Here is a 19,045-nt window from a genome sequence, read left to right on the forward strand (position 1 = left end):
CGTATTATATGAGCTGCAGATCAGATTCACGGTAGCGCAAGGAGGCGTTCGGGATGTGGATCACGGTGTTCGGTGCGACGGGCGGGATCGGCGGCCACGTCGTACGGCAGGCACTCGATGCGGGTCACAAGGTGACCGCGGTGGTGCGGAAGTCGTCGGTGTTCGAGGTGGAGCACCCGTCGCTGGAGGTGGTTCGCGTGCCTGGTCTGGACGCGGCCGAGCCACTGCGCGAGGCGGTCGACGGGAGTGCGGCGGTGATCTCGGGCGTGGGCCCGCGCGGTCGCAAGGACGGTCCGGTCGCGTCCCGCAGTACGAAGTCGATCCTCGCCGCGATGCAGACGGCCGGGGTACGGCGCTTCGTCGCGGTCAGCGCGGCGCCACTCGGGCCGATCCCGGCGGACGAGAGCTTCTTCAACCGGCGGATCGTCTACCCGGCGATCAACGCGTTCGCGGCTGACGTGTACGCCGATCTTCGGGTGATGGAGGCAGAGATCCAGGCGAGCGCGACGGAGTGGACACTTGTCCGGCCGCCCAAGCTCACGAACGGGCAGTTGTCCGGAAAGTACCGGACAGTTGTCGGCGGCACTGTGACGCGGAGCTACTCGATCTCGCGGGCGGATGCCGCGCACGCGATGCTCGCCGTACTCGACGATGCCGCGACGATCGGGCAGCCGGTCGGTGTGGGCTACTGATGGCGCGCATCGTACGTAGTGCGAGCTTGCTCTTCAGCGGGCTGTTCGCGGGGTTCCTGGTGTGCGTGATGGTGCTCGAGCTGTCGTTGAGATCGTTCGGCGCTTCGGTCTACACGCAGGTGCGGCTGGTCGAGCTGGACTCGTTGGACAAGCTCGCTTCGGTGACGCTGATCCCGGCGATCGTCACGACGGTCGCGCTCGCGATCTGGGGACGTGGCAACGGTCGCCGGTTCGTGCTGGTGGCTCTCGCTCTGCTGGTTCTGGTCTTCGTGCTGACGTTGGCGATCAACCTGCCGATCAACGCGGATCAGGCGTCGTGGTCGGTGCAGCACCCGCCGGCGGACTGGGCCGACGTCCGCGATCGGTGGCAGGTGGCGCACGCGATCCGGACGGTGGCGGCGGTGGTCGCCTTCGGGACGCTGGTTGTCGGGAGTCAGCTGACCGCTACTGCGAAGCAGCAGTTCGTGCGAGGTCCCGCGCCAGGTGTGAGCGTCGGAGACCGCGGCTGAACAGCTGGCGCAGGTCGGCGGGCGTGTCGTACATGAGCTGGGTGTGGAAGTAGTTCACGTACTCGAGCACGGCGACGACGGCGAACACGAGCCCGACCACGGTGGTCGCGCCCGGGTCTCGCACCACTGCCGCCAGAACGAAGAGTAAGCCGGCCGCGAGCACCAGCACGTTCCACCGACGGGCGAGCGAGAACCAGCGGGCGCCGGGGAGTGGTTCCCCCGGGAGCTGACGGAGCTTCGCCGACCAGTACGTCGCGCCTTGGGCCAGGAGCAGTGCGAACAGGGCGAAGCCGACCAGGTTCGGGACGGTTCCGGGGAGGTCGACGATGCGGAACCACACGACGTACTGCAGCGGGATGTTGAGGAGTTCGAGGGTCGCCAGGGAGCGGAGACGGCGAGTGATCCAGGCGCGGGAACGATGCTCCATCGGGTGAACCTATGTCAGGTTGCGGATCACCTCGTGCGGGACCGCGTGGGCGGTGCGGCCCCGGAAGCCAGTGGTGGTCTGGGCCATGGTGAGTGAGTTGAGGAGAGCTTCCTCGACGGATTCGGTGACGGCTTGGAACGGTCCGCGGAGGTCGCGGTCCTGAAAACCAGGGGCCTGGGCGGTGGTGAAGGCGATCGCGTAGTCGCCGCTCCCCGGGGCGAAGTCGGAGCCGACGCGACCCATCGCGAAGATCGCGCGCCGGGCGAGGCGACCGAGTTGCCGCGCGTCGAGCGGGAGATCGGTGGCGACCACGATCATGCAGGAGTTCCCGTCCGCGTCGATCGGCGCTGCGGGGACCTCGCGGCCGAGGACAGTCAGCATTCCCGAGAAGTTCGCCTGCACCAACGCGCCCACAGCTCCGCTGGGCAGGGTGCGGGAGGCGGTGCCGATGCCGGCTTTGTAACCGAGGGCTGTGGTACCGGTTCCGGCGCCGGCGCAGCCTTCGGCGGGGAGATCCGGGGAGGCGGTGTCCAGCGCCTGGTGAACGTGGGACGGGGTGATCGGGCGGCGGCGGATGTCGGAGAGGTGGCCGTCGTTGGTTTCGCCGACGACCGGGTTCAGGCTGGTCGCCCGGGGATCGCGGTCCAGCAGCCAGCTGAGCAGCGCGTCGGCGACCCGGAACGTGCTGAGCGTCCCGGTCAGCAGGATCGGCGTCTCGATCACCCCGAGCTCCTCGACCTGCGTGGTCCCGATCAGCTTCCCGTACCCGTTGCCGACCGCAACAGCCGCCGGCAGCGTCTCGGCGTACCCGTCGGGGACGATCGCCGTCACTCCGGTGTTCAGCCCGTCGCCGGTGATGGTGGTCTGGCCGACCCGGACCCCGGCGACGTCGGTGATCGCGTTGAGCGGGCCGGTGGGCAACGTTCCGACGGTGATGCCGAGCTCGCGGACTCTCCGGGGTATCTGCATGTCGCTATCGTCGGCCACATGCTGCAGCACCTGACCGGCCGGGTCTGGCTCTTCCCGCACGACCCGGACCCGGACGCGATCCGCCCGTCCGTCGCGGTGATCGCCGACGACCGCGGCAGTGTCCTCGTCGACGCCGGCAGCAGCCCCGACCACGCCCGGAGAATCGGTACGGCGATCGCGGCCGCCGGACTGCCCGCGCCGAAGTGGCTCGTGTACACGCATCACCACTGGGACCACACCTGGGGCGCCTGCGCCTGGCCCGACGACGTCACCGTGGTCGCGCACACGAGCGCCACCGAACTCCTGCAGCACGAGGCGGACCGGCCCTGGAGCCATCGCTACCTCCGCGACCAGGTCGAGGCGAACCCGAAACTCGGCCCGAGCTTCCGCGCCCGCGCTCTGGCCGTCCCCGACTGGACCGGCTTCCGGATCGTCCTCCCCGACCAGACCTTCGACGACACCCTCACCCTCCCGACCGGCGTCGTACTCCGTCATGTCGGTGGCAACCACGCCCCGGATTCGGTGATCGCGATCGCCGACGGAGTCGCACTCGTCGGCGACGCGTTCTACCCACCGCCGTTCCACCAGCGCACCGAGAACGACACCGTCGACTACGGAATGGTCAAGCAACTACTGCAAGAAGGCCACGACTGGTACGTCGACGCGCACTCGCCACCCCGCACCCGCTCAGCCGCGCTCGCCGGGACCTAACGGCGAGCGGTCCCCGACGAACCACAGGTGTCCGTACGGATCCAGGAACGAGCCCTGCCGATGCGTGCCCCACGGCACGGCGTGATCGCGGACCGGATCGAAGCTCCCGTCCGCACCGGCCGCGACCGCGCGGGCGACGAAGCCGTCCGGGTCGTCGACGAACACCTCGACCCGCACCGTCGGGGCGCCGGTCACTGCCGGCGTCTTCCAGATGTTCTCGCCGGGCTCGCCGAGGAAGACCGGGGCGCCGCCGATGCTCAGACCGATGACGCTGCCCAGGTTCCACAGTTCGACGGCGCCGAGCGCCCGGGCGTACCAGGCCGCGGCGGCCGGCGCGTCCTCGACCGCGAGCATCACAGAGATCTGCGCAGGTCCCTCCATGGATCCAGTAACGCACGGATCCGGTCCGTCTACCGGACCTGCGGGGCACGGGTTCGGGGCCGACCCGTAGGCTGGGCGCGCGATGAAGACCTTTGACGAACTGTTCGCCGAACTGGGTGAGAAGGCGCGCACACGGCCGGAAGGATCCGGGACCGTGGCGGCGCTGGACGCCGGCGTGCACTCGATCGGCAAGAAGCTGGTCGAGGAAGCCGCCGAGTCCTGGATGGCAGCCGAGCACGAGGGCAAGGACCGGGCCGCGGAGGAGCTGTCCCAGCTGCTCTACCACGCCCAGGTGATGATGCACGCGCTCGGCCTGGACCTCGACGACGTGTACCGACATCTGTAGGAGCAGCCCCCACAGCACCGGTTCACATCACCCGAGGAAGGCAGTGCCATGCTGCGCGTCGCAGTACCGAACAAGGGGTCGCTGAGCGAAGCGGCCACCGAGATGCTCATCGAGGCCGGCTACAAACAGCGCCGGTCGACCAAGGACCTCACGCTCACCGACGCGGCCAACGAGGTCGAGTTCTACTACCTCCGCCCGCGCGACATCGCCGTGTACGTCGGTGAGGGAACGCTCGACGTCGGGATCTCCGGCCGCGACCTGGTGCTCGACTCGCACGCCGACGCGGACGTCGTGATGGGACTCGGGTTCGGCTCCTCCACGTTCCGGTTCGCCGGGCGGCCCGGGGTCGCGGACTCCGTGAAGGACCTGGCCGGCAAGCGGATCGCCACGTCGTACGCCGGGGTTCTGCAGGACCACCTGGCGGAGAACGGGATCGCCGCCGCCGTGGTGCGGCTCGACGGCGCGGTCGAGTCGGCCGTCCAGCTCGGCGTCGCGGACGTGATCGCGGACGTCGTGGAGACCGGTACGACGCTGCGGCAGGCCGGGCTCGAGGTGTTCGGCGAGCCGATCCTGCAGTCCGAGGCGGTGCTGATCAAGCGGCACGGCGTGGAGATCACGCCGAACGGCATGCACCAGCTGATCCGCCGGCTCGAGGGTGTGCTGATCGCCCGGAACTACGTGATGATGGACTACGACATCCGTGCCGAGGATGTCGACGCGGCCACCGCGGTGGCGCCCGGCCTGGAATCGCCGACCATCTCCCCGCTGCACCGGCAGGGCTGGGTCGCCGTCCGGGTGATGGTCCGGCGCGCCGAGGCGCAGCGTCTGATGGACCAGCTCTGGGAGGTCGGTGCCCGTGCCATTCTCACCACCGACATCCACGCCTGCCGAATCTGACCCGGAGTACGACGTGGCTGCCGACGATCGCCTGCTGACCTTCCACCCGAGAATGGTGGCCGCGATGTCGGCAGGCATGGGGTTGTCGCTGATCGCGGTGTTCGGCGTGATCTGGTTCCGGCTGCCGCCGGACGCCCGGGAGACGTTCGACTGGTTCCAGCGGCTCACGCTGCTGGCCTTCTTCGGGGCAGTGCTGTGGATCCTGTACCGGATGGCGACGCTGCGCGTCACGGCGTACCCGGACCGTCTGCGCGTGCGGAACGTGTTCAAGTCGTACACGCTGAAGTGGTCGGAGGTGACCGCGCTGCGGTTCCGGCCGGGAGACGCGTGGCTGCAGCTGTTCGACGCCGACGAGAACCGGCTCGGCATCCTCGCGATCCAGGCCTCCGAGGGATCGCGGGCGAGCCGCGCCGCCAAACAACTGGCGGCCGTCGCCCGCGACCACGGAGCCGGTCCTAAGAAGCCGACCCTCTCCTAAGAAGCAGACACCGCAAAGCTAGTTGTGTGCGATTCGCCCGGTTGCAGGACGATCAGGTCCTGGCCGGTGCGGAACGCGTCCGGCGGGCAGGTCATCGGTTCGACCGCGAGCGCCGTACGGCCGACTGCTTCACCGGTGAACAGCTGCATCCACGTGGTGTCGCTGCTCAGCACGGAGCGAGCACCGCTGTCCGGGGCGGTCAGCGACACCGACCACGCGCCGCCCAGACCGGTGAACGCGTTGTCGATCGAGATCGACCCGATCGCCCGGCCGCCGCGGAAGTCGTACGGCGAGCCGTCGACCGGCGTCAGCCCGACGGGTGACATCTGCTCCGCCGACACCTCGAGCCGCTGGTCCGCGGTGAACTCCAGCACGCACTCGTCGATCGCCCGGCCGACGGACAGATACGGATGCGCCCCATAGCCGTACGGCGCCTCGCTCGCGCCCACGTTGGTGGCCGTAGCGGTCACGGTCAGTTGATCGGTCAGGCGGTACTCGAGACGCAGCTCGAGCTGATGCGGGTACCCGGGCCGGCCGTACAGCTGATGACCGGCGACCACGACCGCGGGATCGGAACCGTCGTCGAGCCGCTGCCAGTTCGCCCACCGGGTCAGCCCGTGGATCGCGTTCCGCCGCGCGGGCTCGGTCAGCGACAGCTGCTGCTCGACACCCCCGAACGTGTACTGCCCGTCGGTGATCCGGTTCGGCCACGGGAACAGGTGCTGACCGATCCCGGCATGCGCCGCCTCGTCCTCGCCGTACCCGAGCAGGACCGGGCGGCCGTCGTACGTGAGACCGCGGAGCCCGGCCCCGACACTCACCACGGTCGCCGCGTACCCACCGGCGCGCACGACCCACTGCTCTCCCGAAGGCAAGACACTCATGAGTCCATCCTGACAAATTTGTCCGGACGAACTGTCCATCGGGGGCGAACCCGTTCGTGGTCATGCTGTAAACACGCACACAGGAGGTACGACGTGAAGTACATGCTGCTGATCAACGCCGGCGAGCTGGACCTGCAGAACGCACCGGTGGGCTGCGAGCCGGAGGACTGGATGCGGTTCGACAAGGAGATCACCGACGCGGGCGTGGTGGTCGCGTCCGAGTCGCTGGCCGACCTGGTCACCGCGACCCGGGTCGAGGTCGCCAACGACGGGAAGCGCACGGTCACCGACGGTCCGTTCGCCGAGACCCGGGAGGTGCTCGGCGGGTTCTACGTGATCGACGTACCGGATCTCGACGTCGCGCTGGACTGGGCCGCGAAGTGCCCGGGGTCGCGCGGCGGCGGCTCGGTGATCGTCCGGCCGGTCGCGGACTTCTGAGGTGGACCAGGTCGAGGAGGTCTTCCGGGAGGAGCGCGGGCGCCTGCTGGCCGCGCTCGCCCGGCGGTTCGGCGATCTCGACCTGGCCGAGGAAGTCACCTCGGAGGCGATCGAGACGGCGCTGACCCGCTGGCCGGTCGACGGCGTTCCGGCGAACCCCGGCGGCTGGTTGATGACCACCGCCCGGCGGAAGGCGGTCGACCGGTTGCGGCGCGACCAGGTGTACGCCGCGAAACTGGCGATCCTCCAGGTCGAGGCGGACCGCGCCGCCCCGCAACCGGTCGGGGACGACCTGCCGGACGAGCGGCTGCAGCTCTTCTTCACCTGCGCGCACCCGGCGCTCGCGCCTGAGGACCGCGGCGCACTGACGCTGCGCTGCCTGGCCGGGCTGACCACGCCGGAGGTGGCGCGGGCGTTCCTGGTGCCGACGGCGACGATGGCGAGGCGGATCGTCCGGGCGAAGAAGAAGATCCGGGAGGCGCGGATCCCGTTCCGCGTACCCGGCCCGGACGAGTTGCCGGAGCGACTGCCCGGCGTACTGCAGGTGATCTACTCCGTCTTCACCGAGGGGTACGCCGCCAGCTCGGGGCCGTACCTGCAACGCCTGGATCTCGCCGAGGAAGCGATCCGGCTGGCCCGGATCGTGCACCGGCTGCTGCCCGACGGGCGGGAGGTGACCGGCCTGCTCGCGCTGATGCTGCTGATCCACGCCCGCCGGGACGCTCGGACCGGACCGGACGGCGAGATCATCCTGCTCGAGGACCAAGACCGCAGTCGCTGGGACCAGGACTTGATCGACGAGGGCCGCCGCCTCGTCGTCACCGCGCTGACCGGTGGTCCGGCCGGCCCGTACTCCGTCCAGGCCGCGATCGCCGCGCTCCACGACGAGGCGCCTGAGTTCGCGCGGACCGACTGGCCGCAGATCGTCCAGTTGTACGACGTACTCCTGGCGCTCGATCCGTCACCGGTGATCGCCTTGAACCGGGCCGCCGCGCTCGCCTTCCGCGACGGGCCCGAAGCCGGCCTCGCGGTCCTCGACGAACTCGGGACCGAGCCGGTGCTGCGTGACTATCACCCGTACGCGCTGGCCCGCGCCGATCTGCTGCAGCGGCTCGGTCGATTGCCCGAGGCAACTGCGGCGTACGAGCGGGCGCTCGCCCTCGCCGGCTCCGAACCCGAACGTTCGCAGGCACGTGACCGGCTGAGCGCGATGGAGCAGACTGAGCCCATGGAGACCGTTTACGAGGCGGCGGGTGGGGCCGAAGGCCTGATGCGGCTGGCCGAAGCATGGCATCAGCGGGTGATGGCCGACGAGGTCGTCAGCCATGCGTTCCATGGTGGGGCCGAGCCGGATCACACCGAGCGGCTGGCGACGTACTGGGGTGAGGCTCTGGGCGGACCGGAGACGTACACCCAGAAGTTCGGCACCGAGGCATCGGTGGAGCGGCGGCACGCGGGCAACGGTGAGCACGACGAGATGAACCACCGCGCGATCGCCTGCTTCGACCAGGCGATGACGGATGCGGATCTCACCGACCCGCGGCTACGACAGGTCCTCCACGACTACTTCGCCTGGGCCACCTTCGACACCATGTACCGCCACAACTCGGAGGAGATCCGCGACGGCCTGACGATCCCGCGCTGGTCCTGGGACGGGCTTCAGGACGCCGCTGAGTCGTGAGGCGGTAGCGCGACCGTCTTCGTGACGAGTTCGAGGGTCGGGTCGTGCGGGACCGACGGGTTGCCGTCGACGATCACGTGCGCCCGCGAGCGGGTGGCCTGCTCGGCGAAGTGGTCGCGTTCCCAGCGCATCCACTCGAGCCAGTGATCACGGAGCGCCTCACCGTCGCGGTCGATCCCGCGATCCAGCCGTACTTCGTTCGACGTCTCGACCCACAGCCGCAGCGACTGCCAGTGCGCCGCGTCCCGGTCGCACGCCGTGACACCCTCGACGATCAGCAGGTCGACGGTGTTCGGTACGACGTGCAGCTCGGCGTACGCGCTCGCGTACCAGTCGTAGCGCCGGTACCGGCCCTCGCGACCGTCGGCCAGTCGTTGCAGGACGTGGTCACGCAGCAGACCGAATCCACGCTCGGCTCCGGTCCAGCCGTCGTACAGGTCGTCCATGTGGATGACGTAGGTGTGCAGGTCGCGGGCCTTGGCGCGGGCCTCGAGGTGGGCGGCGACGGTGGTCTTGCCGGAGCCTGCCGGTCCGTCGATGCCGATCAACCGGGTCCGGCCCAATTGGGGGGCACCGGCCTGGACGTTGTCCAGAAGGGAGTCAAAGGTCAGGGGTGTGGAGCCGTGGTCAGCGGCTGTTTCAGTTGATTCCATGGCGCTTCAGGATGTCCTCGATCTCGTCGAACTCCGACGATTCCTGCTGCTTCGCCTTCCCCTTTGACGGCTTGGCAGCTTGAGCGGGAGCGGCCGAGGCAGGCGCTGGGCCCGTCTTCGTCAGCTCACCCGCGGGCGAGGCGGGTTTCTTCTGTGTCTTTTCGGCCTTCTTCTGGTTCCCCGAGCGGCCGCGCGCCACACCGGAGACGACGTACAGCACCACCGAGACGCCGAACAGCGCGACACCGGCCCAGACGGTCGGCGAGAAGATCAGGTGGGTGACCCAGCTCACGGTGGAGCGGATCACGTCCCAGACCAGTTCCAGCAGACCGGTCAGGTACAGCGAGACCGGTAGCAAGGACCAGGCCACACCGCGGGTGCCGGCCGCCACCCCGCGGCGCCGCCAGGCGAACCACGAGCCGATCAGACCGAGCAGCGTCAGGCCCACGCAGAACGGCAGCAGCGTCAAATCGTTGAAGTCAGGCACATACCCAGGCTCGCACAGTTGCGCCGCGAACCAAGAGGGGAAAGGCCCTGACGCACCCCTGAAAGCGTGCTCCGGGGAGAATGGCGGCGTGCAACCACCAGAGCGGCGACTGGCCTTCACCGGATTCGACAACGACGACGGTGCGGCGGATCCCGCGCTGGCCGCGGCGCTCGCGGCGGGCGACGGGGGAGCGGTGCTGGCCGCGCTCACCCGGGCGCGCCTGCTGGTGCCCGTGGTGGCGATGCTCGGCGAGGTCGAGTACGACGAGAACGGGCTCGCGCACGACAAGACCTCGGACATGGCCGTCGCGCTGCTCCAGGGCCAGGACGGCCGGAACGCGCTGCTCGCGTTCACCGGCACCGAGAGCCTGGCCCGCTGGAGTCCGGACGCCCGCCCGATGCCGGCCAAGACCCAGTTGGTCGCGACCGCCGCGATCCAGGAGGGCGCGGCCGCGATCGTCCTCGACATCGCCGGCCCGGCCGCCGGAGTGATCGAAACGGACGACGTACGACGGCTCGCCGCCGGCCTCCAGGTGGTCCGCCTGGAAGACGGCGGCTACGCGTGGATCGAACCAGCCGACGGGTGACGACGTCGCCGCCGTTTCCGGACGAAGATCAGCAGCGCGACGAGCAGCAGCACACCTCCGGCGATGGGAAGCTTCGGTAGCGGCGGTGACTCGAGGATCAGACCGGCGCCGGGCACCGCGTCGGCCGGCACACCGATCGTGTAGTCGAGGGTGTTGAGGCTCCCAGTGTGGTACTCGTGGCCGGGCGCGTGATCGTTGAACTGGGCGACGCTGTTGCGGACCGTAGCGGAAGTGCACGGTTCGTTGTACCAACGGCAGGTCGCCGAGCCGATGGCCGCGGGCGCGCGGACAGTCGCCGTCAGAGCTCCAGCCGCGATCGCCTGAAAAGGCCCCGTCACGGACAGTTCGAGGCCGCCTTCGACGCGCCGGAGTGCTCCGCGGAGCTCGTAGCGCAGGATGTATGTCTCGCGGCCGTTCCGCGCGATCTCGGGCAGCGTGATGTCGAGAAGCTCGTACCGGGTGTCGACGTCGTTGTCGTCACCTGCCAGCCCCGGGTCGTACTTTCTGCGGCTGATCGTGGTGCCGGCGCCGGTCGGGCTCTCGACGGTCAGCTGGTCCACCCGGACCACCCGGTCCTTGCTCCAATCGTCCGTATCCTGTGCACGCAACTCGAAGGTTCGCGTCAGCCCGCGTCCGTGCGGGCTGAACAGCTTGATCGTCTCGGTCACCCGAACGACGCCGTCCGGTGCGATCTCGTACACCGAGGACATCTGCTCGATGCGCTCCTCTGCCCAGCCGGCGGCGGCCGGTGCGGCTGCCGCCCGCTGACCGGGCAGAGCGGACGACAGAATCAGCATCAGTGCGGTGACCGCGAAACCAGCCTGTCGCCACATCCGCTCAACCTAAGAGGCGTGGGGGCCACCGCGGACCTCGCCATCAGCCGACGGGTGAGTTGAGGGCGTTCATCGGTTTCGGGTGCATGGCGATTCGGCCGGTGATCGCGGTGGTCGGCAGCACCAGCAGGAGGACGACGAGCACCCAGGCGGCGAGGATCCACACCGGGCCCGACGGAAGCGGCCAGCCGCGGGTGGCCATCGCGATCGGCAGGACGGTGAAGGCCGCCGTGATCAATCCGGTGACCAGGCCGAGTGCCGCGATCAGCAATCCCTCGAGCGCCAGCATCCGCGATACCTCCCGCCGCGTCGAGCCGGTCAGGCGTTGGAGGCCGAACTCGCGGCGCCGGTCCAGCACCGCGACAGCGATCGTGTTGATCGAGGCGATGGCGGTGTAGGCGACGGCGATCGCCGCGAGCAGGTAGGCGATCCAGGCGTCGACGCCGAGGCCGGTGTCGAGGCCGTCGGCCAGCGCGGCCCGGTCGCCGATCGTTGCCTCCGGCCATCTGGACAGGTCGAGCTTGTTGTTCGAGGTCTGCACCAGGAGCTGGCTGGGCAGGCCGGTCGAGGTGTGGGACGCGAGGAGCGGAGCGGGCAGCAGGAGCGATTCGTAGCCGGACGGGCCCTCGACCAGCGCGACGACCTTCACCCTCACCAGGGCGTCGTCGCCGAGACGGACCCCGAGCTGCGAGCCGACGTCGACCTTGAGCTTCTTCGCCGTACCGGTTGGGAGGGCGATGGTGTCACCGGTCAGGTCGTCGAGTGAGCCCTTCTTCACCTTGTCTTTGTACACAGGACCGTTCAGGCCGAGCAGCGGCCAGGCGTCGCTGGTGTGCGACTTGTCGTACGGCTCCTCGATCCAGCCCTTGCTACGGACGATCTCGGACGCCGAGGTCACACCGGGCATCGACTTCACGGCCTCGGTCAGCGACGCGGGGATGCCGGAGGTGCTCGAGACGACGACGTCACCGGCCAGGTTGCTCGTCATCGCCTCGACCGCCGCATTCTGTTGCGTGGTCTGCGAGTAGATGTTGCCAACCGCAATCGCCGTGGCGATCGTGATCGGGATCAGGATCGCGCCGAACTGGACCGCGCGGACACGCAGGTTGATGACGGCCAGTACGCCGGGCGTCCCGCGCTTCTCGATGAGCCTGGTGATGCGAGGAATCAGAGCGCGCTGGATGACGAGCGGAGCGAGGATCGCGACCGCGATGGACCCGGTCAGCCCGGCCGGCCCGCCGATCGCCGCAGCGTTGGTCGGACCCATGAACGGCGTGGAGAGCGCGATCGCGACCGTGGCGCCGGCGAAGACCAGGCCGATGAGGACCCGGATCCTGCTCAGCCGGACATCGGGTACGGCGGCTTCGGCGAGGGCCCGGATCGGGCGGATCCGCGCGGCCCGGTTCGCGGCGAAACCGACGGTGACGCGGAGGACGACGTACGTGAGGAGGGCGGCGCCGGCGAAGGGGAGCGGGCCCTGGTCGAAGCGCAGTTGCGGCGGTACGACACCGCCGTCCGCGAGCAGACCGAAGATCCAGGTGCCGGCGATCCGGCCGCCGGCGAGTCCGAGGACCAGGCCGAGTACGCCGACCACCATGGTCTCGGCGATCACCATCTTGCCGACCTGGCGCGGGGTCGCACCGCTGGCACGCAGCAGGGCGAGTTCGCGGCGGCGCTGCCGGACCGACAGCCCGATCGTGGCGGACACCACGAGTGCCATAACCACGGCCACCATCCCACCGAAGACGCCGGACATGATGATCAGCGGGAGGCTCGTCGCGATCCCCTGGAACTCCGCGACACCACGCTCGTCGCCGGTGTAGGCCTGCACGCCCTGCGGCAGTTCGAGCCGCTCGGCGAGATCACGCGCCGACGTGCCGTCCGCCGGAAAGACGCCGATCGCATCCACCCCTGCAGGAACATCGGCATCCGCGAAGAACACCGTGGATACGTCGACCTTGTGCTGGGCAGCCGCGATTCCGGCGAGGACGTACTGCCGGGGCTCACCACCGACCGTCACGTCGACCTGATCACCGGGGGCCTTGCCGTCAGCCAGCCGCTCGTCCATCACGACCTGTCCGCTGCGCGGGGCCTGACCGGACAGCAAGCGGTACGGCGTGAGCGCGGCGGAACTCCATCCGGTGCCGACACTTCCCGAAGCCGGGAAGGCTCGATAGGCGACCGCGGTGCGTACTCCCGGTGTGCCGGCCAGCTTCGTCGCCAAAGTGGCGTCGACGCGGTGGCGCTCCGGGAAGGCGGCGGCTCCGTTGCCGTTCGGTGGGTGGTAGGCCGGGTCGCCCGTGACGACCACCGGGGCGGCGGCGAGATGTTGTGGAGGAGCGTTCAGGCGGAGGCCGGTTTCGAGGAGACCGCCGGCGGCGCTCAGGAGGGCCCCGCCGAGCAGGACCGCGACGAAGATCGCGAGGAAGGCGGCGGTCCGGTACCTCAGGGTGGTGACGGCGAGGCGGAACATGGGTCAGATCTCCATGGCTGTGTGGTGGGTGGTGTGGCGCCCGGCACTCAGCAGTGCGAGCTCGGCGGCGACGTTCTCGGCGGTGGGACGGAAGGACTCGGACACGATCTGCCCGTCGACCAGGAACACGACCCGATCGGCGTACGACGCCGCGACCGGGTCGTGGGTGACCATCACGATGGTCTGCCCGAGCTCACGCGACTGATCGCGGAGCAGCGTGAGCACCTCGAGGGCGGTGGTCGTGTCCAAGGCGCCGGTCGGCTCGTCGGCGAAGGTGATCGCGGTCCGTCCGGCCAGCGCCCGGGCGATCGCGACCCGTTGCTGCTGGCCACCGGACAGTTCGCTCGGGCGGTGCTTGATCCGCTCGCCGAGTCCGACCCGCCGGATCACCTCGGTCACCCACTTGTCGTCGGCCGCCTTTCCCGCCAGCGTCAGGGGAAGGACGACGTTCTGCCGCACGGTCAGCGCGGGCATCAGGTTGAACGACTGGAAGACGAAGGACACGTGCTCCCGGCGCAACTCGGTCAGCGCGGTCTCGTCCAGGCCGCGCAACGACGTACCGGCGAGTTGGACGTCGCCCGCGGTCGGTGTGTCGAGGCCGGCCGCGCAGTGCAGCAGCGTGCTCTTGCCCGACCCGGACGGCCCCATCACCGCGGTGAACGTGCCGACGGCGAACCCGTAGGTCACACCGGCCAGTGCGTCCACCGCACCGGGGCCGGTGCCGTAGATCTTCCGGACGTCGGTGAGCTGGACAGGCGCGGTCACGAAGCGACCAGTACGTCGGTCTTGCGGTGGTAGGACTCGTGGGTCCACCAGAGGATCGCGACGACCGCTCCGAGGCCGAGGTCCGACCAGAGCCACCACGGGCCGTCGAAGTGGCCGAACATCGCCAGCGCCACCCAGATCACGAACTGCACGACGCAAGTCACCAGCCAGACGCCGGTGAAGGCGCGCAGCGCTACAGTCAGCCCACGCGGCGGCGCGGCGTCGGCGACACCGGCCAGGATCTGCCGGAGCTCACCACGGGTGCGAGCGGCCAAGACCCGCTCCTGCCGGTCGAGAGCCTGCGACGGGGTGAGCGCGGCCTGCCGTACGGCGCTGTCGAGCTTGGCGACCGCGGCGCGGCGGTCGGTGTCGGTGAGCTGGACCTGGTCGGGCAGCAACAGGGGTTCGAGGATCGTGTTCATCAGCGGGGTCCTTTCGGGAAGTTCTGATGTGAAGTTCTGATGTGAAAAAGCGTAGGGATTGCACAGTTTCGGCGCCCGGTGCTCAGAACCCGTTTCCCAGGTGGTGCTAGCACCCCTCTTCTCGCCTCTTCAGCGCGATCGGCCCGCACCGCGGTCGGCGTACGTCAGGATGGGACGTATGACCGAGGACCGCGGGGAACTGCCGCCGGGGCTCGCCCTGTCGTGGGGTGTGCTGCCGGTGCAGCGCCGCGGACCGAAGCCGGCGCTGTCGGTCGATCAGATCGTCGCCGCCGGGATCGAGTTCGGAGACCGGGACGGGTTCGAGGCGATCTCACTGCAGCGGATCGCCGGCCATTTCGGCGTCACCACGAACGCGATGTACCGCTACGTCCGGTCCAAGGAAGAGCTGATCGTGCTGGTGCACGACAAGGCGGTCGGGCTGCCACCAGAGCTGCCGTCCGGCTGGCGTCCGGCCGCGACCGCCTGGGTGAACGCCCAGGTCAAGATGTACGCCGAGCGGCCCTGGCTGCTCGACGTACCGATCCGTGGCGCGCCCGTCACGCCGAACCTGCTGCGCTGGGTCGAGGTGATGCTCGCGGCGCTGGCCGAGACCGGGATGAGTCAGCACGACAACTTGGGCTGCCTGATGCTGCTCGACGGGCACGCACGGAACTACGCGAACCTGGCCCGCCAGTTGGGGGCGAGTAACAACACCCCGGTGCAGGCCGAGCAGGTCGGGCGGTTCCTCGTACCGCGGCTGATGGAGGGCGATTACCCGACGCTGACCTCGCTCTATCTCAACCAGGAGTACGAGGACGAGCTGGACGACGATCTCGAGTTCGGGCTGGCACGGATCCTGGACGGGATCGACGTACTCATCGCCCAGCGGTAACGCCAGGGAAACAGCCTGCGGAGTTGGATCTCACTGGTCATTGATCACGTGAGGAGCACTCCCTTGGCAATCCACAGCAGGCGCACGTTTCTCGGCCGGTCCGGTCTGGCGGTCGCACCGGTGGTCGCCGGCGTCAGTTGGACCCTTCCCGCCGCTGCGACCGGCACGAAACTCGGCGAGCTCGAGAAGTACCTCGACAAGCTCGCGGCCGACGACGCCTTCTCCGGCACCGTCCTGGTACTCCGCGACGGCCATCCGGTGCTGTCCCGCTCGATGGGGTACGCGAACCAGAGCAAGCGCATCCGCAACCGCGCGGACACGATCTTCTGCCTCGCCTCGGTGACGAAGATGTTCACCGGGACCGCGATCGGCCAGCTCGCGCAGCGCGGCGTGCTCAGCCTGGCCGACCCGATCGAGAAGTACCTGACCGGGTTCAAGGCCGGGATCGGGGACAAGGTCAGGATCCACCACCTGCTCACCCACACCTCCGGCCTCGGCGACTACATGCAGATCGACGGGTACTTCGAGGAGTCGGCCACCTGGACGACGCCGCAGCAGATGATGGACGGCACGCTGCGCTACATCCGCACCGAGCCGCTCGCGTTCGCGCCCGGCACGCTCGGCAAGTACAGCAACTCCGGCTTCCACGTCCTCGGCTGCATCGTGGCGAAGATCGCCGGCGTCTCGTACTACGACTACATCCGCACGAACGTCTTCCACCGAGCCGGTATGACGTCGGCCGACTTCACGATGCTCGACCAGTGGAAGACCGACAGCCGCTTCGCGCATCCGTACCCCACCGATCAGTCCGGCAAGCGGTACGACGCCCTCGCCGCCGGCGCGTTCGACCTCATCGGCAGCCCGGCGGGCAACGCGTTCGCGAACGCACCCGACCTGGTGCGTTTCCTCCGCGCGCTGAACGACGGCACGCTGCTGAGTACGACGTACCGGGACGTCTTCGTGACGCCGAAGTTCACGTTCGGCACGCTGCCGGCGAAGCCCGGGCTGCCGGAGATCGTCAACTTCTTCGGGTACGGCGTGGACAGCTCGATCCTGAACGGTGCGCTGATCACCGGACACACGGGTGGCGCACCAGGGGTCAGCACGAGCGCCGAGTGGTACCCGGACCGCGGGTACACCGCCGTACATCTCGGGAACTACGACCCGGCCCCGGGCACCGACGTCAACCAGAAACTGCGGCAGGTCCTCACCGGCTGGTCAGGGTAGGGCGATCCGCACTGGTCCGTGCGCGCGGGCCTCGACCCACTGCAGGTGGAATTCGCTGCCGGGGGCAACTTCCGCGCGACGGTCCGGCTCGGTGCGGAGGTTCGCCGGAGCGGTCAGCATCGTCACCGGTGGCTGCCGCGGTACGCCGTTCGCCCGGACCTCGGCGATCAGATCGGCGAGCGCCTGCGCGGCCGGCTTGCGCTGGTGGTCGACGGTGAACAGGCCGAGGTCGTACTCGCGGTCCGGGAAGTCGAGCAGTCGCCGGTCGATGTCGTGCGACGACCACCACGTCACGCCGTACAGTGCCGGGTTCGGCAGCACGGTCCCGACGGTCCGCCGAGTGAACTCGGCCTGCAGGTCCACCGGAATGTCCGGCCCGGGTACGCCGATCTCCTGCAGCCACACGGGACGGTCCGGATCGAGCGACGTGGCCCGGGCGAGCTCGACCAGGTAGTCCGCGTGTGTGAGCGTGGCCGGCCCGAGCGGACCGTCCACTCGTGAGACCCCGTTGAAAACCCACGAGTGGACAGTGCTCAGGTCCCCCAGGTCCACCGCGTCAACCGGATGGAACGGGTGGTCGGACTTGTACCAGGCGTCGTCGAAGACCGAGTGCAGCGCGAGCACGCCCGGCGCCGCCTTCTTCAGCGTGGCCAGCAGATCCTGCGCCCACGCGGTCGACGTCTCCGGGGTGGTCGGGCTGTCCGGCCACAGGTTGTTGACCTCGTTGCCGAGCGTGATCGCGAAGACGTTCGGCTTCGTCGCGACGGCGCGAGCCACGGTGTCGACGTACGCCGTGAGGCCGTCGCGGACCGTCCGGTCCTCGAAGAGGCTGCTCTTGTGCCAGGTCAGCATCCACGACGGCAGGAAGTCGAAGCTGGACAGGTGCCCCTGGATCAGGTCGACCGCGACGGTGAGGCCGTGCTCGGCGGCGGCGTCGATCGTGTCCAGCAGGTCGGCGATCGCCCGCTCGCGGATGATCGCCCGGTTCGGCTGGATCCACGGCCAGACCGGGAACACCCGGACGTGGTCGAGACCCATCCCGGCCAGGTCCGCGAAGTCCCGGCGGACCGCTGTCGGGTCGTAGTCCAGCCAGCTGTAGAACCATCCCGCCGAGGGAACGTAGTTCGCACCGAACCGGGGCGTGACGGTCTGCAGAGCCATGACAGGGATGCTAAATCGGTTTAGGCCACAAGAGCAACATCAGCGGACATCAGGCCGGTGGTGCGGTCGACTCGCGGACCGTCAGGACCGGGTCGGTGGTGCGGCGGTTGATCACCCGGGCCGGGTCGGCGATGGTTTCGAGCAGCACCTCGGCGGCCTGGCGGCCGAAGTCGAAGGTGTCCCGGGACAGCGCCGTCAGGGCCGGGTGCATCAGCTGGGTCAGGATCGAGTCGTCGAACGCGACGATCGACAGGTCGCCCGGGACCGAGACGCCCATCTCCATCGCGACGCCGAGCCCGGCCACCGCCATCACGTCGCTGTCGTAGACGATCGCGGTCGGGCGGTCCGGCTGGGAGAGCAGCTTGCGGGTGATCGCGGCCCCTTCGGCGTCGCTGAAGTCCGTGGTGAGGGACGGGGCGTCGAGCAGCCCGAGGCGCGGTGCCGCGTCGCGGACGGCCCGGATCCGGCGCTGCGTGTGCTGGAAGTTCGGCGTACCTGCGACGTGGGCGATGCGGCGGTGGCCGAGCGCGGCGAGGTACTCCACGATGGCCAGCATCGCGTCGCGGTCGTCGGCCCAGACGGAGGCGAGCGCACCCTTGCCGCCGCGGCCGCCGATCACCACGGCCGGCAGCTCGAGCGTCTTCAGCGCGTCGACGCGCGGGTCCTTCACGGTCAGGTCGACCAGGATCACCCCGTCGACCCGGTGCTCCGAGGCCCACCGCCGGTACACCTCGATCTCCGCCGCGGTGTCCTCGACGATCAGCAGCTGCAGTGAGATCGACTCCGCGGACAGGCCCGACTGGACGCCGGACAGCAGGTGCGCGAAGAACGGCTCGACGCCGAGCGTCCGGGCCGGTCGCGCGATCACCATGCCGACCGAGTCCACCCGGGACGCCCCGAGCGCCCGCGCGGCGCTGTGCGGCCGCCAGCTCATCTGCTCCGCGATCTTCAGGATCCGTTCCCGCGTCGCATCGCTGACCCCGGGCCGTCCGTTCAGCGCGAAGGACACCGCGCCCTTGGACACCCCGGCCCTGGTCGCAATGTCCGCGATCGTCGGTCTCGCCATCGTCGTCCCTCCACTCACCCTTGACAGCGGATTCTACGATGTGGATAGTTCGGGAGCTATACCGGTT

23 protein-coding genes are annotated in these 19,045 nt (G+C 69.3%); 11 read left to right on the forward strand and 12 right to left on the reverse strand.

Translation table 11 applies throughout. From position 1 onward, the window contains the following. Positions 1–53: 53 nt before the first annotated feature. Both ACWGID_RS24350 and ACWGID_RS24355 read left to right on the forward strand, forming a co-directional pair. Complete coding sequence (locus tag ACWGID_RS24350; RefSeq protein ID WP_452200123.1) at positions 54–692, forward strand: NAD(P)-dependent oxidoreductase; 639 nt, start codon at positions 54–56, stop codon at positions 690–692. Further along, a complete protein-coding gene (locus tag ACWGID_RS24355) occupies positions 692–1,201 on the forward strand; it encodes an anthrone oxygenase family protein (RefSeq protein ID WP_452200125.1) in 510 nt (169 codons plus the stop codon). Before ACWGID_RS24350 ends, ACWGID_RS24355 begins: the two co-directional genes overlap by 1 nt. Here the strand turns inward: ACWGID_RS24355 and ACWGID_RS24360 are convergent. Together ACWGID_RS24360 and ACWGID_RS24365 are read right to left on the reverse strand one after the other, a co-directional pair. Beyond that, the gene (locus tag ACWGID_RS24360) at positions 1,137–1,628 is read right to left on the reverse strand and encodes a hypothetical protein (RefSeq protein ID WP_452200127.1); all 492 of its coding nucleotides are present in this window, start codon (positions 1,626–1,628) and stop codon (positions 1,137–1,139) included. The genes ACWGID_RS24355 and ACWGID_RS24360 overlap by 65 nt on opposite strands. 9 nt (positions 1,629–1,637) lie before the next feature. After that, positions 1,638–2,597, reverse strand: coding sequence for a P1 family peptidase (locus tag ACWGID_RS24365; RefSeq protein ID WP_452200129.1), 960 nt, complete (start codon positions 2,595–2,597; stop codon positions 1,638–1,640). Between the two features lie 18 nt (positions 2,598–2,615). Here ACWGID_RS24365 and ACWGID_RS24370 point away from each other — a divergent pair, with 18 nt between their 5' ends. Beyond that, complete coding sequence (locus ACWGID_RS24370; protein WP_452200131.1) at positions 2,616–3,308, forward strand: MBL fold metallo-hydrolase; 693 nt, start codon at positions 2,616–2,618, stop codon at positions 3,306–3,308. On the opposite strand, the gene ACWGID_RS24375 is transcribed toward ACWGID_RS24370, so the two are convergent. Beyond that, positions 3,285–3,689, reverse strand: a complete 405-nt coding sequence (locus ACWGID_RS24375; RefSeq protein WP_452200133.1) for a VOC family protein — start codon at positions 3,687–3,689, stop codon at positions 3,285–3,287. The two genes, ACWGID_RS24370 and ACWGID_RS24375, sit on opposite strands and share 24 nt — an antisense overlap. A gap of 82 nt (positions 3,690–3,771) precedes the next feature. Between ACWGID_RS24375 and ACWGID_RS24380 the strand changes: the two genes are divergently transcribed. From ACWGID_RS24380 to ACWGID_RS24390, 3 genes are read left to right on the forward strand one after another with little or no spacing between them, the layout of a single operon-like run. After that, a complete protein-coding gene (locus ACWGID_RS24380) occupies positions 3,772–4,035 on the forward strand; it encodes a phosphoribosyl-ATP diphosphatase (protein ID WP_452200135.1) in 264 nt (87 codons plus the stop codon). Positions 4,036–4,083: 48 nt separating this feature from the next. Then, the gene (hisG, locus tag ACWGID_RS24385; RefSeq protein ID WP_452200137.1) at positions 4,084–4,932 is read left to right on the forward strand and encodes an ATP phosphoribosyltransferase; all 849 of its coding nucleotides are present in this window, start codon (positions 4,084–4,086) and stop codon (positions 4,930–4,932) included. Between the two features lie 13 nt (positions 4,933–4,945). Further along, the gene (locus ACWGID_RS24390) at positions 4,946–5,410 is read left to right on the forward strand and encodes a PH domain-containing protein (RefSeq protein ID WP_452200139.1); all 465 of its coding nucleotides are present in this window, start codon (positions 4,946–4,948) and stop codon (positions 5,408–5,410) included. On the opposite strand, the gene ACWGID_RS24395 is transcribed toward ACWGID_RS24390, so the two are convergent. Further along, positions 5,407–6,294, reverse strand: a complete 888-nt coding sequence (locus tag ACWGID_RS24395) for an aldose 1-epimerase family protein (RefSeq protein ID WP_452200141.1) — start codon at positions 6,292–6,294, stop codon at positions 5,407–5,409. The genes ACWGID_RS24390 and ACWGID_RS24395 overlap by 4 nt on opposite strands. A gap of 102 nt (positions 6,295–6,396) precedes the next feature. Here ACWGID_RS24395 and ACWGID_RS24400 point away from each other — a divergent pair, with 102 nt between their 5' ends. Together ACWGID_RS24400 and ACWGID_RS24405 are read left to right on the forward strand one after the other, a co-directional pair. Further along, entirely contained in the window at positions 6,397–6,732 is a 336-nt protein-coding gene (locus ACWGID_RS24400) for a YciI family protein (RefSeq protein ID WP_452200239.1), read from the forward strand. Between the two features lies 1 nt (position 6,733). Beyond that, positions 6,734–8,413 (forward strand): DUF6596 domain-containing protein, encoded by a 1,680-nt coding sequence (locus ACWGID_RS24405; RefSeq protein ID WP_452200142.1) that lies wholly within the window; start codon positions 6,734–6,736, stop codon positions 8,411–8,413. On the opposite strand, the gene ACWGID_RS24410 is transcribed toward ACWGID_RS24405, so the two are convergent. Together ACWGID_RS24410 and ACWGID_RS24415 are read right to left on the reverse strand one after the other, a co-directional pair. Continuing rightward, positions 8,392–9,066, reverse strand: coding sequence for a uridine kinase family protein (locus ACWGID_RS24410; RefSeq protein WP_452200144.1), 675 nt, complete (start codon positions 9,064–9,066; stop codon positions 8,392–8,394). The two genes, ACWGID_RS24405 and ACWGID_RS24410, sit on opposite strands and share 22 nt — an antisense overlap. Next, positions 9,053–9,553, reverse strand: coding sequence for a hypothetical protein (locus tag ACWGID_RS24415; protein ID WP_452200145.1), 501 nt, complete (start codon positions 9,551–9,553; stop codon positions 9,053–9,055). The genes ACWGID_RS24410 and ACWGID_RS24415 overlap by 14 nt, the downstream gene beginning before the upstream one ends. Before the next feature lie 88 nt (positions 9,554–9,641). Here ACWGID_RS24415 and ACWGID_RS24420 point away from each other — a divergent pair, with 88 nt between their 5' ends. Beyond that, entirely contained in the window at positions 9,642–10,139 is a 498-nt protein-coding gene (locus ACWGID_RS24420; RefSeq protein ID WP_452200147.1) for an SseB family protein, read from the forward strand. Here ACWGID_RS24420 and ACWGID_RS24425 read toward each other — a convergent pair. Genes ACWGID_RS24425 through ACWGID_RS24440 form a run of 4 tightly spaced genes read right to left on the reverse strand, consistent with a single transcriptional unit; the run spans position 10,109 to position 14,632 of the window. Next, positions 10,109–10,972, reverse strand: coding sequence for a DUF2207 domain-containing protein (locus ACWGID_RS24425; protein WP_452200149.1), 864 nt, complete (start codon positions 10,970–10,972; stop codon positions 10,109–10,111). The two genes, ACWGID_RS24420 and ACWGID_RS24425, sit on opposite strands and share 31 nt — an antisense overlap. Before the next feature lie 43 nt (positions 10,973–11,015). After that, positions 11,016–13,445 carry an ABC transporter permease gene (locus ACWGID_RS24430; RefSeq protein ID WP_452200152.1) on the reverse strand — a complete coding sequence of 810 codons (2,430 nt, stop codon included), beginning with the start codon at positions 13,443–13,445 and terminating at the stop codon, positions 11,016–11,018. 3 nt (positions 13,446–13,448) lie between these two features. Continuing rightward, positions 13,449–14,210 (reverse strand): ABC transporter ATP-binding protein, encoded by a 762-nt coding sequence (locus ACWGID_RS24435; protein WP_452200154.1) that lies wholly within the window; start codon positions 14,208–14,210, stop codon positions 13,449–13,451. After that, positions 14,207–14,632 carry a DUF1707 SHOCT-like domain-containing protein gene (locus ACWGID_RS24440; RefSeq protein WP_452200156.1) on the reverse strand — a complete coding sequence of 142 codons (426 nt, stop codon included), beginning with the start codon at positions 14,630–14,632 and terminating at the stop codon, positions 14,207–14,209. Before ACWGID_RS24440 ends, ACWGID_RS24435 begins: the two co-directional genes overlap by 4 nt. Positions 14,633–14,810: 178 nt before the next feature. Between ACWGID_RS24440 and ACWGID_RS24445 the strand changes: the two genes are divergently transcribed. Both ACWGID_RS24445 and ACWGID_RS24450 read left to right on the forward strand, forming a co-directional pair. Further along, a complete protein-coding gene (locus ACWGID_RS24445) occupies positions 14,811–15,524 on the forward strand; it encodes a TetR/AcrR family transcriptional regulator (protein WP_452200157.1) in 714 nt (237 codons plus the stop codon). Positions 15,525–15,587: 63 nt separating this feature from the next. After that, positions 15,588–16,751 carry a serine hydrolase domain-containing protein gene (locus ACWGID_RS24450; protein WP_452200159.1) on the forward strand — a complete coding sequence of 388 codons (1,164 nt, stop codon included), beginning with the start codon at positions 15,588–15,590 and terminating at the stop codon, positions 16,749–16,751. On the opposite strand, the gene ACWGID_RS24455 is transcribed toward ACWGID_RS24450, so the two are convergent. Together ACWGID_RS24455 and ACWGID_RS24460 are read right to left on the reverse strand one after the other, a co-directional pair. Continuing rightward, positions 16,743–17,912 (reverse strand): glycoside hydrolase 5 family protein, encoded by a 1,170-nt coding sequence (locus ACWGID_RS24455; protein WP_452200161.1) that lies wholly within the window; start codon positions 17,910–17,912, stop codon positions 16,743–16,745. The genes ACWGID_RS24450 and ACWGID_RS24455 overlap by 9 nt on opposite strands. A 49-nt stretch (positions 17,913–17,961) precedes the next feature. Next, entirely contained in the window at positions 17,962–18,978 is a 1,017-nt protein-coding gene (locus ACWGID_RS24460) for a LacI family DNA-binding transcriptional regulator (protein WP_452200163.1), read from the reverse strand. Between the last annotated feature and the right edge of the window lie 67 nt (positions 18,979–19,045).

This window comes from Kribbella sp. NPDC054772 (assembly GCF_053611945.1).

What these genes read in the sequence shown, in the direction of transcription:
- ACWGID_RS24350 (WP_452200123.1), top strand. Translation starts at nt 54, where the DNA reads ATGTGGATCACGGTGTTCGGTGCGACGGGCGGGATCGGCGGCCACGTC.
- ACWGID_RS24355 (WP_452200125.1), top strand. Translation starts at nt 692, where the DNA reads ATGGCGCGCATCGTACGTAGTGCGAGCTTGCTCTTCAGCGGGCTGTTC.
- ACWGID_RS24360 (WP_452200127.1), bottom strand. Translation starts at nt 1,628, where the DNA reads ATGGAGCATCGTTCCCGCGCCTGGATCACTCGCCGTCTCCGCTCCCTG.
- ACWGID_RS24365 (WP_452200129.1), bottom strand. Translation starts at nt 2,597, where the DNA reads ATGCAGATACCCCGGAGAGTCCGCGAGCTCGGCATCACCGTCGGAACG.
- ACWGID_RS24370 (WP_452200131.1), top strand. Translation starts at nt 2,616, where the DNA reads ATGCTGCAGCACCTGACCGGCCGGGTCTGGCTCTTCCCGCACGACCCG.
- ACWGID_RS24375 (WP_452200133.1), bottom strand. Translation starts at nt 3,689, where the DNA reads ATGGAGGGACCTGCGCAGATCTCTGTGATGCTCGCGGTCGAGGACGCG.
- ACWGID_RS24380 (WP_452200135.1), top strand. Translation starts at nt 3,772, where the DNA reads ATGAAGACCTTTGACGAACTGTTCGCCGAACTGGGTGAGAAGGCGCGC.
- hisG (WP_452200137.1), top strand. Translation starts at nt 4,084, where the DNA reads ATGCTGCGCGTCGCAGTACCGAACAAGGGGTCGCTGAGCGAAGCGGCC.
- ACWGID_RS24395 (WP_452200141.1), bottom strand. Translation starts at nt 6,294, where the DNA reads ATGAGTGTCTTGCCTTCGGGAGAGCAGTGGGTCGTGCGCGCCGGTGGG.
- ACWGID_RS24400 (WP_452200239.1), top strand. Translation starts at nt 6,397, where the DNA reads ATGCTGCTGATCAACGCCGGCGAGCTGGACCTGCAGAACGCACCGGTG.
- ACWGID_RS24410 (WP_452200144.1), bottom strand. Translation starts at nt 9,066, where the DNA reads ATGGAATCAACTGAAACAGCCGCTGACCACGGCTCCACACCCCTGACC.
- ACWGID_RS24425 (WP_452200149.1), bottom strand. Translation starts at nt 10,972, where the DNA reads ATGTGGCGACAGGCTGGTTTCGCGGTCACCGCACTGATGCTGATTCTG.
- ACWGID_RS24430 (WP_452200152.1), bottom strand. Translation starts at nt 13,445, where the DNA reads ATGTTCCGCCTCGCCGTCACCACCCTGAGGTACCGGACCGCCGCCTTC.
- ACWGID_RS24440 (WP_452200156.1), bottom strand. Translation starts at nt 14,632, where the DNA reads ATGAACACGATCCTCGAACCCCTGTTGCTGCCCGACCAGGTCCAGCTC.
- ACWGID_RS24445 (WP_452200157.1), top strand. Translation starts at nt 14,811, where the DNA reads ATGACCGAGGACCGCGGGGAACTGCCGCCGGGGCTCGCCCTGTCGTGG.
- ACWGID_RS24455 (WP_452200161.1), bottom strand. Translation starts at nt 17,912, where the DNA reads ATGGCTCTGCAGACCGTCACGCCCCGGTTCGGTGCGAACTACGTTCCC.
- ACWGID_RS24460 (WP_452200163.1), bottom strand. Translation starts at nt 18,978, where the DNA reads ATGGCGAGACCGACGATCGCGGACATTGCGACCAGGGCCGGGGTGTCC.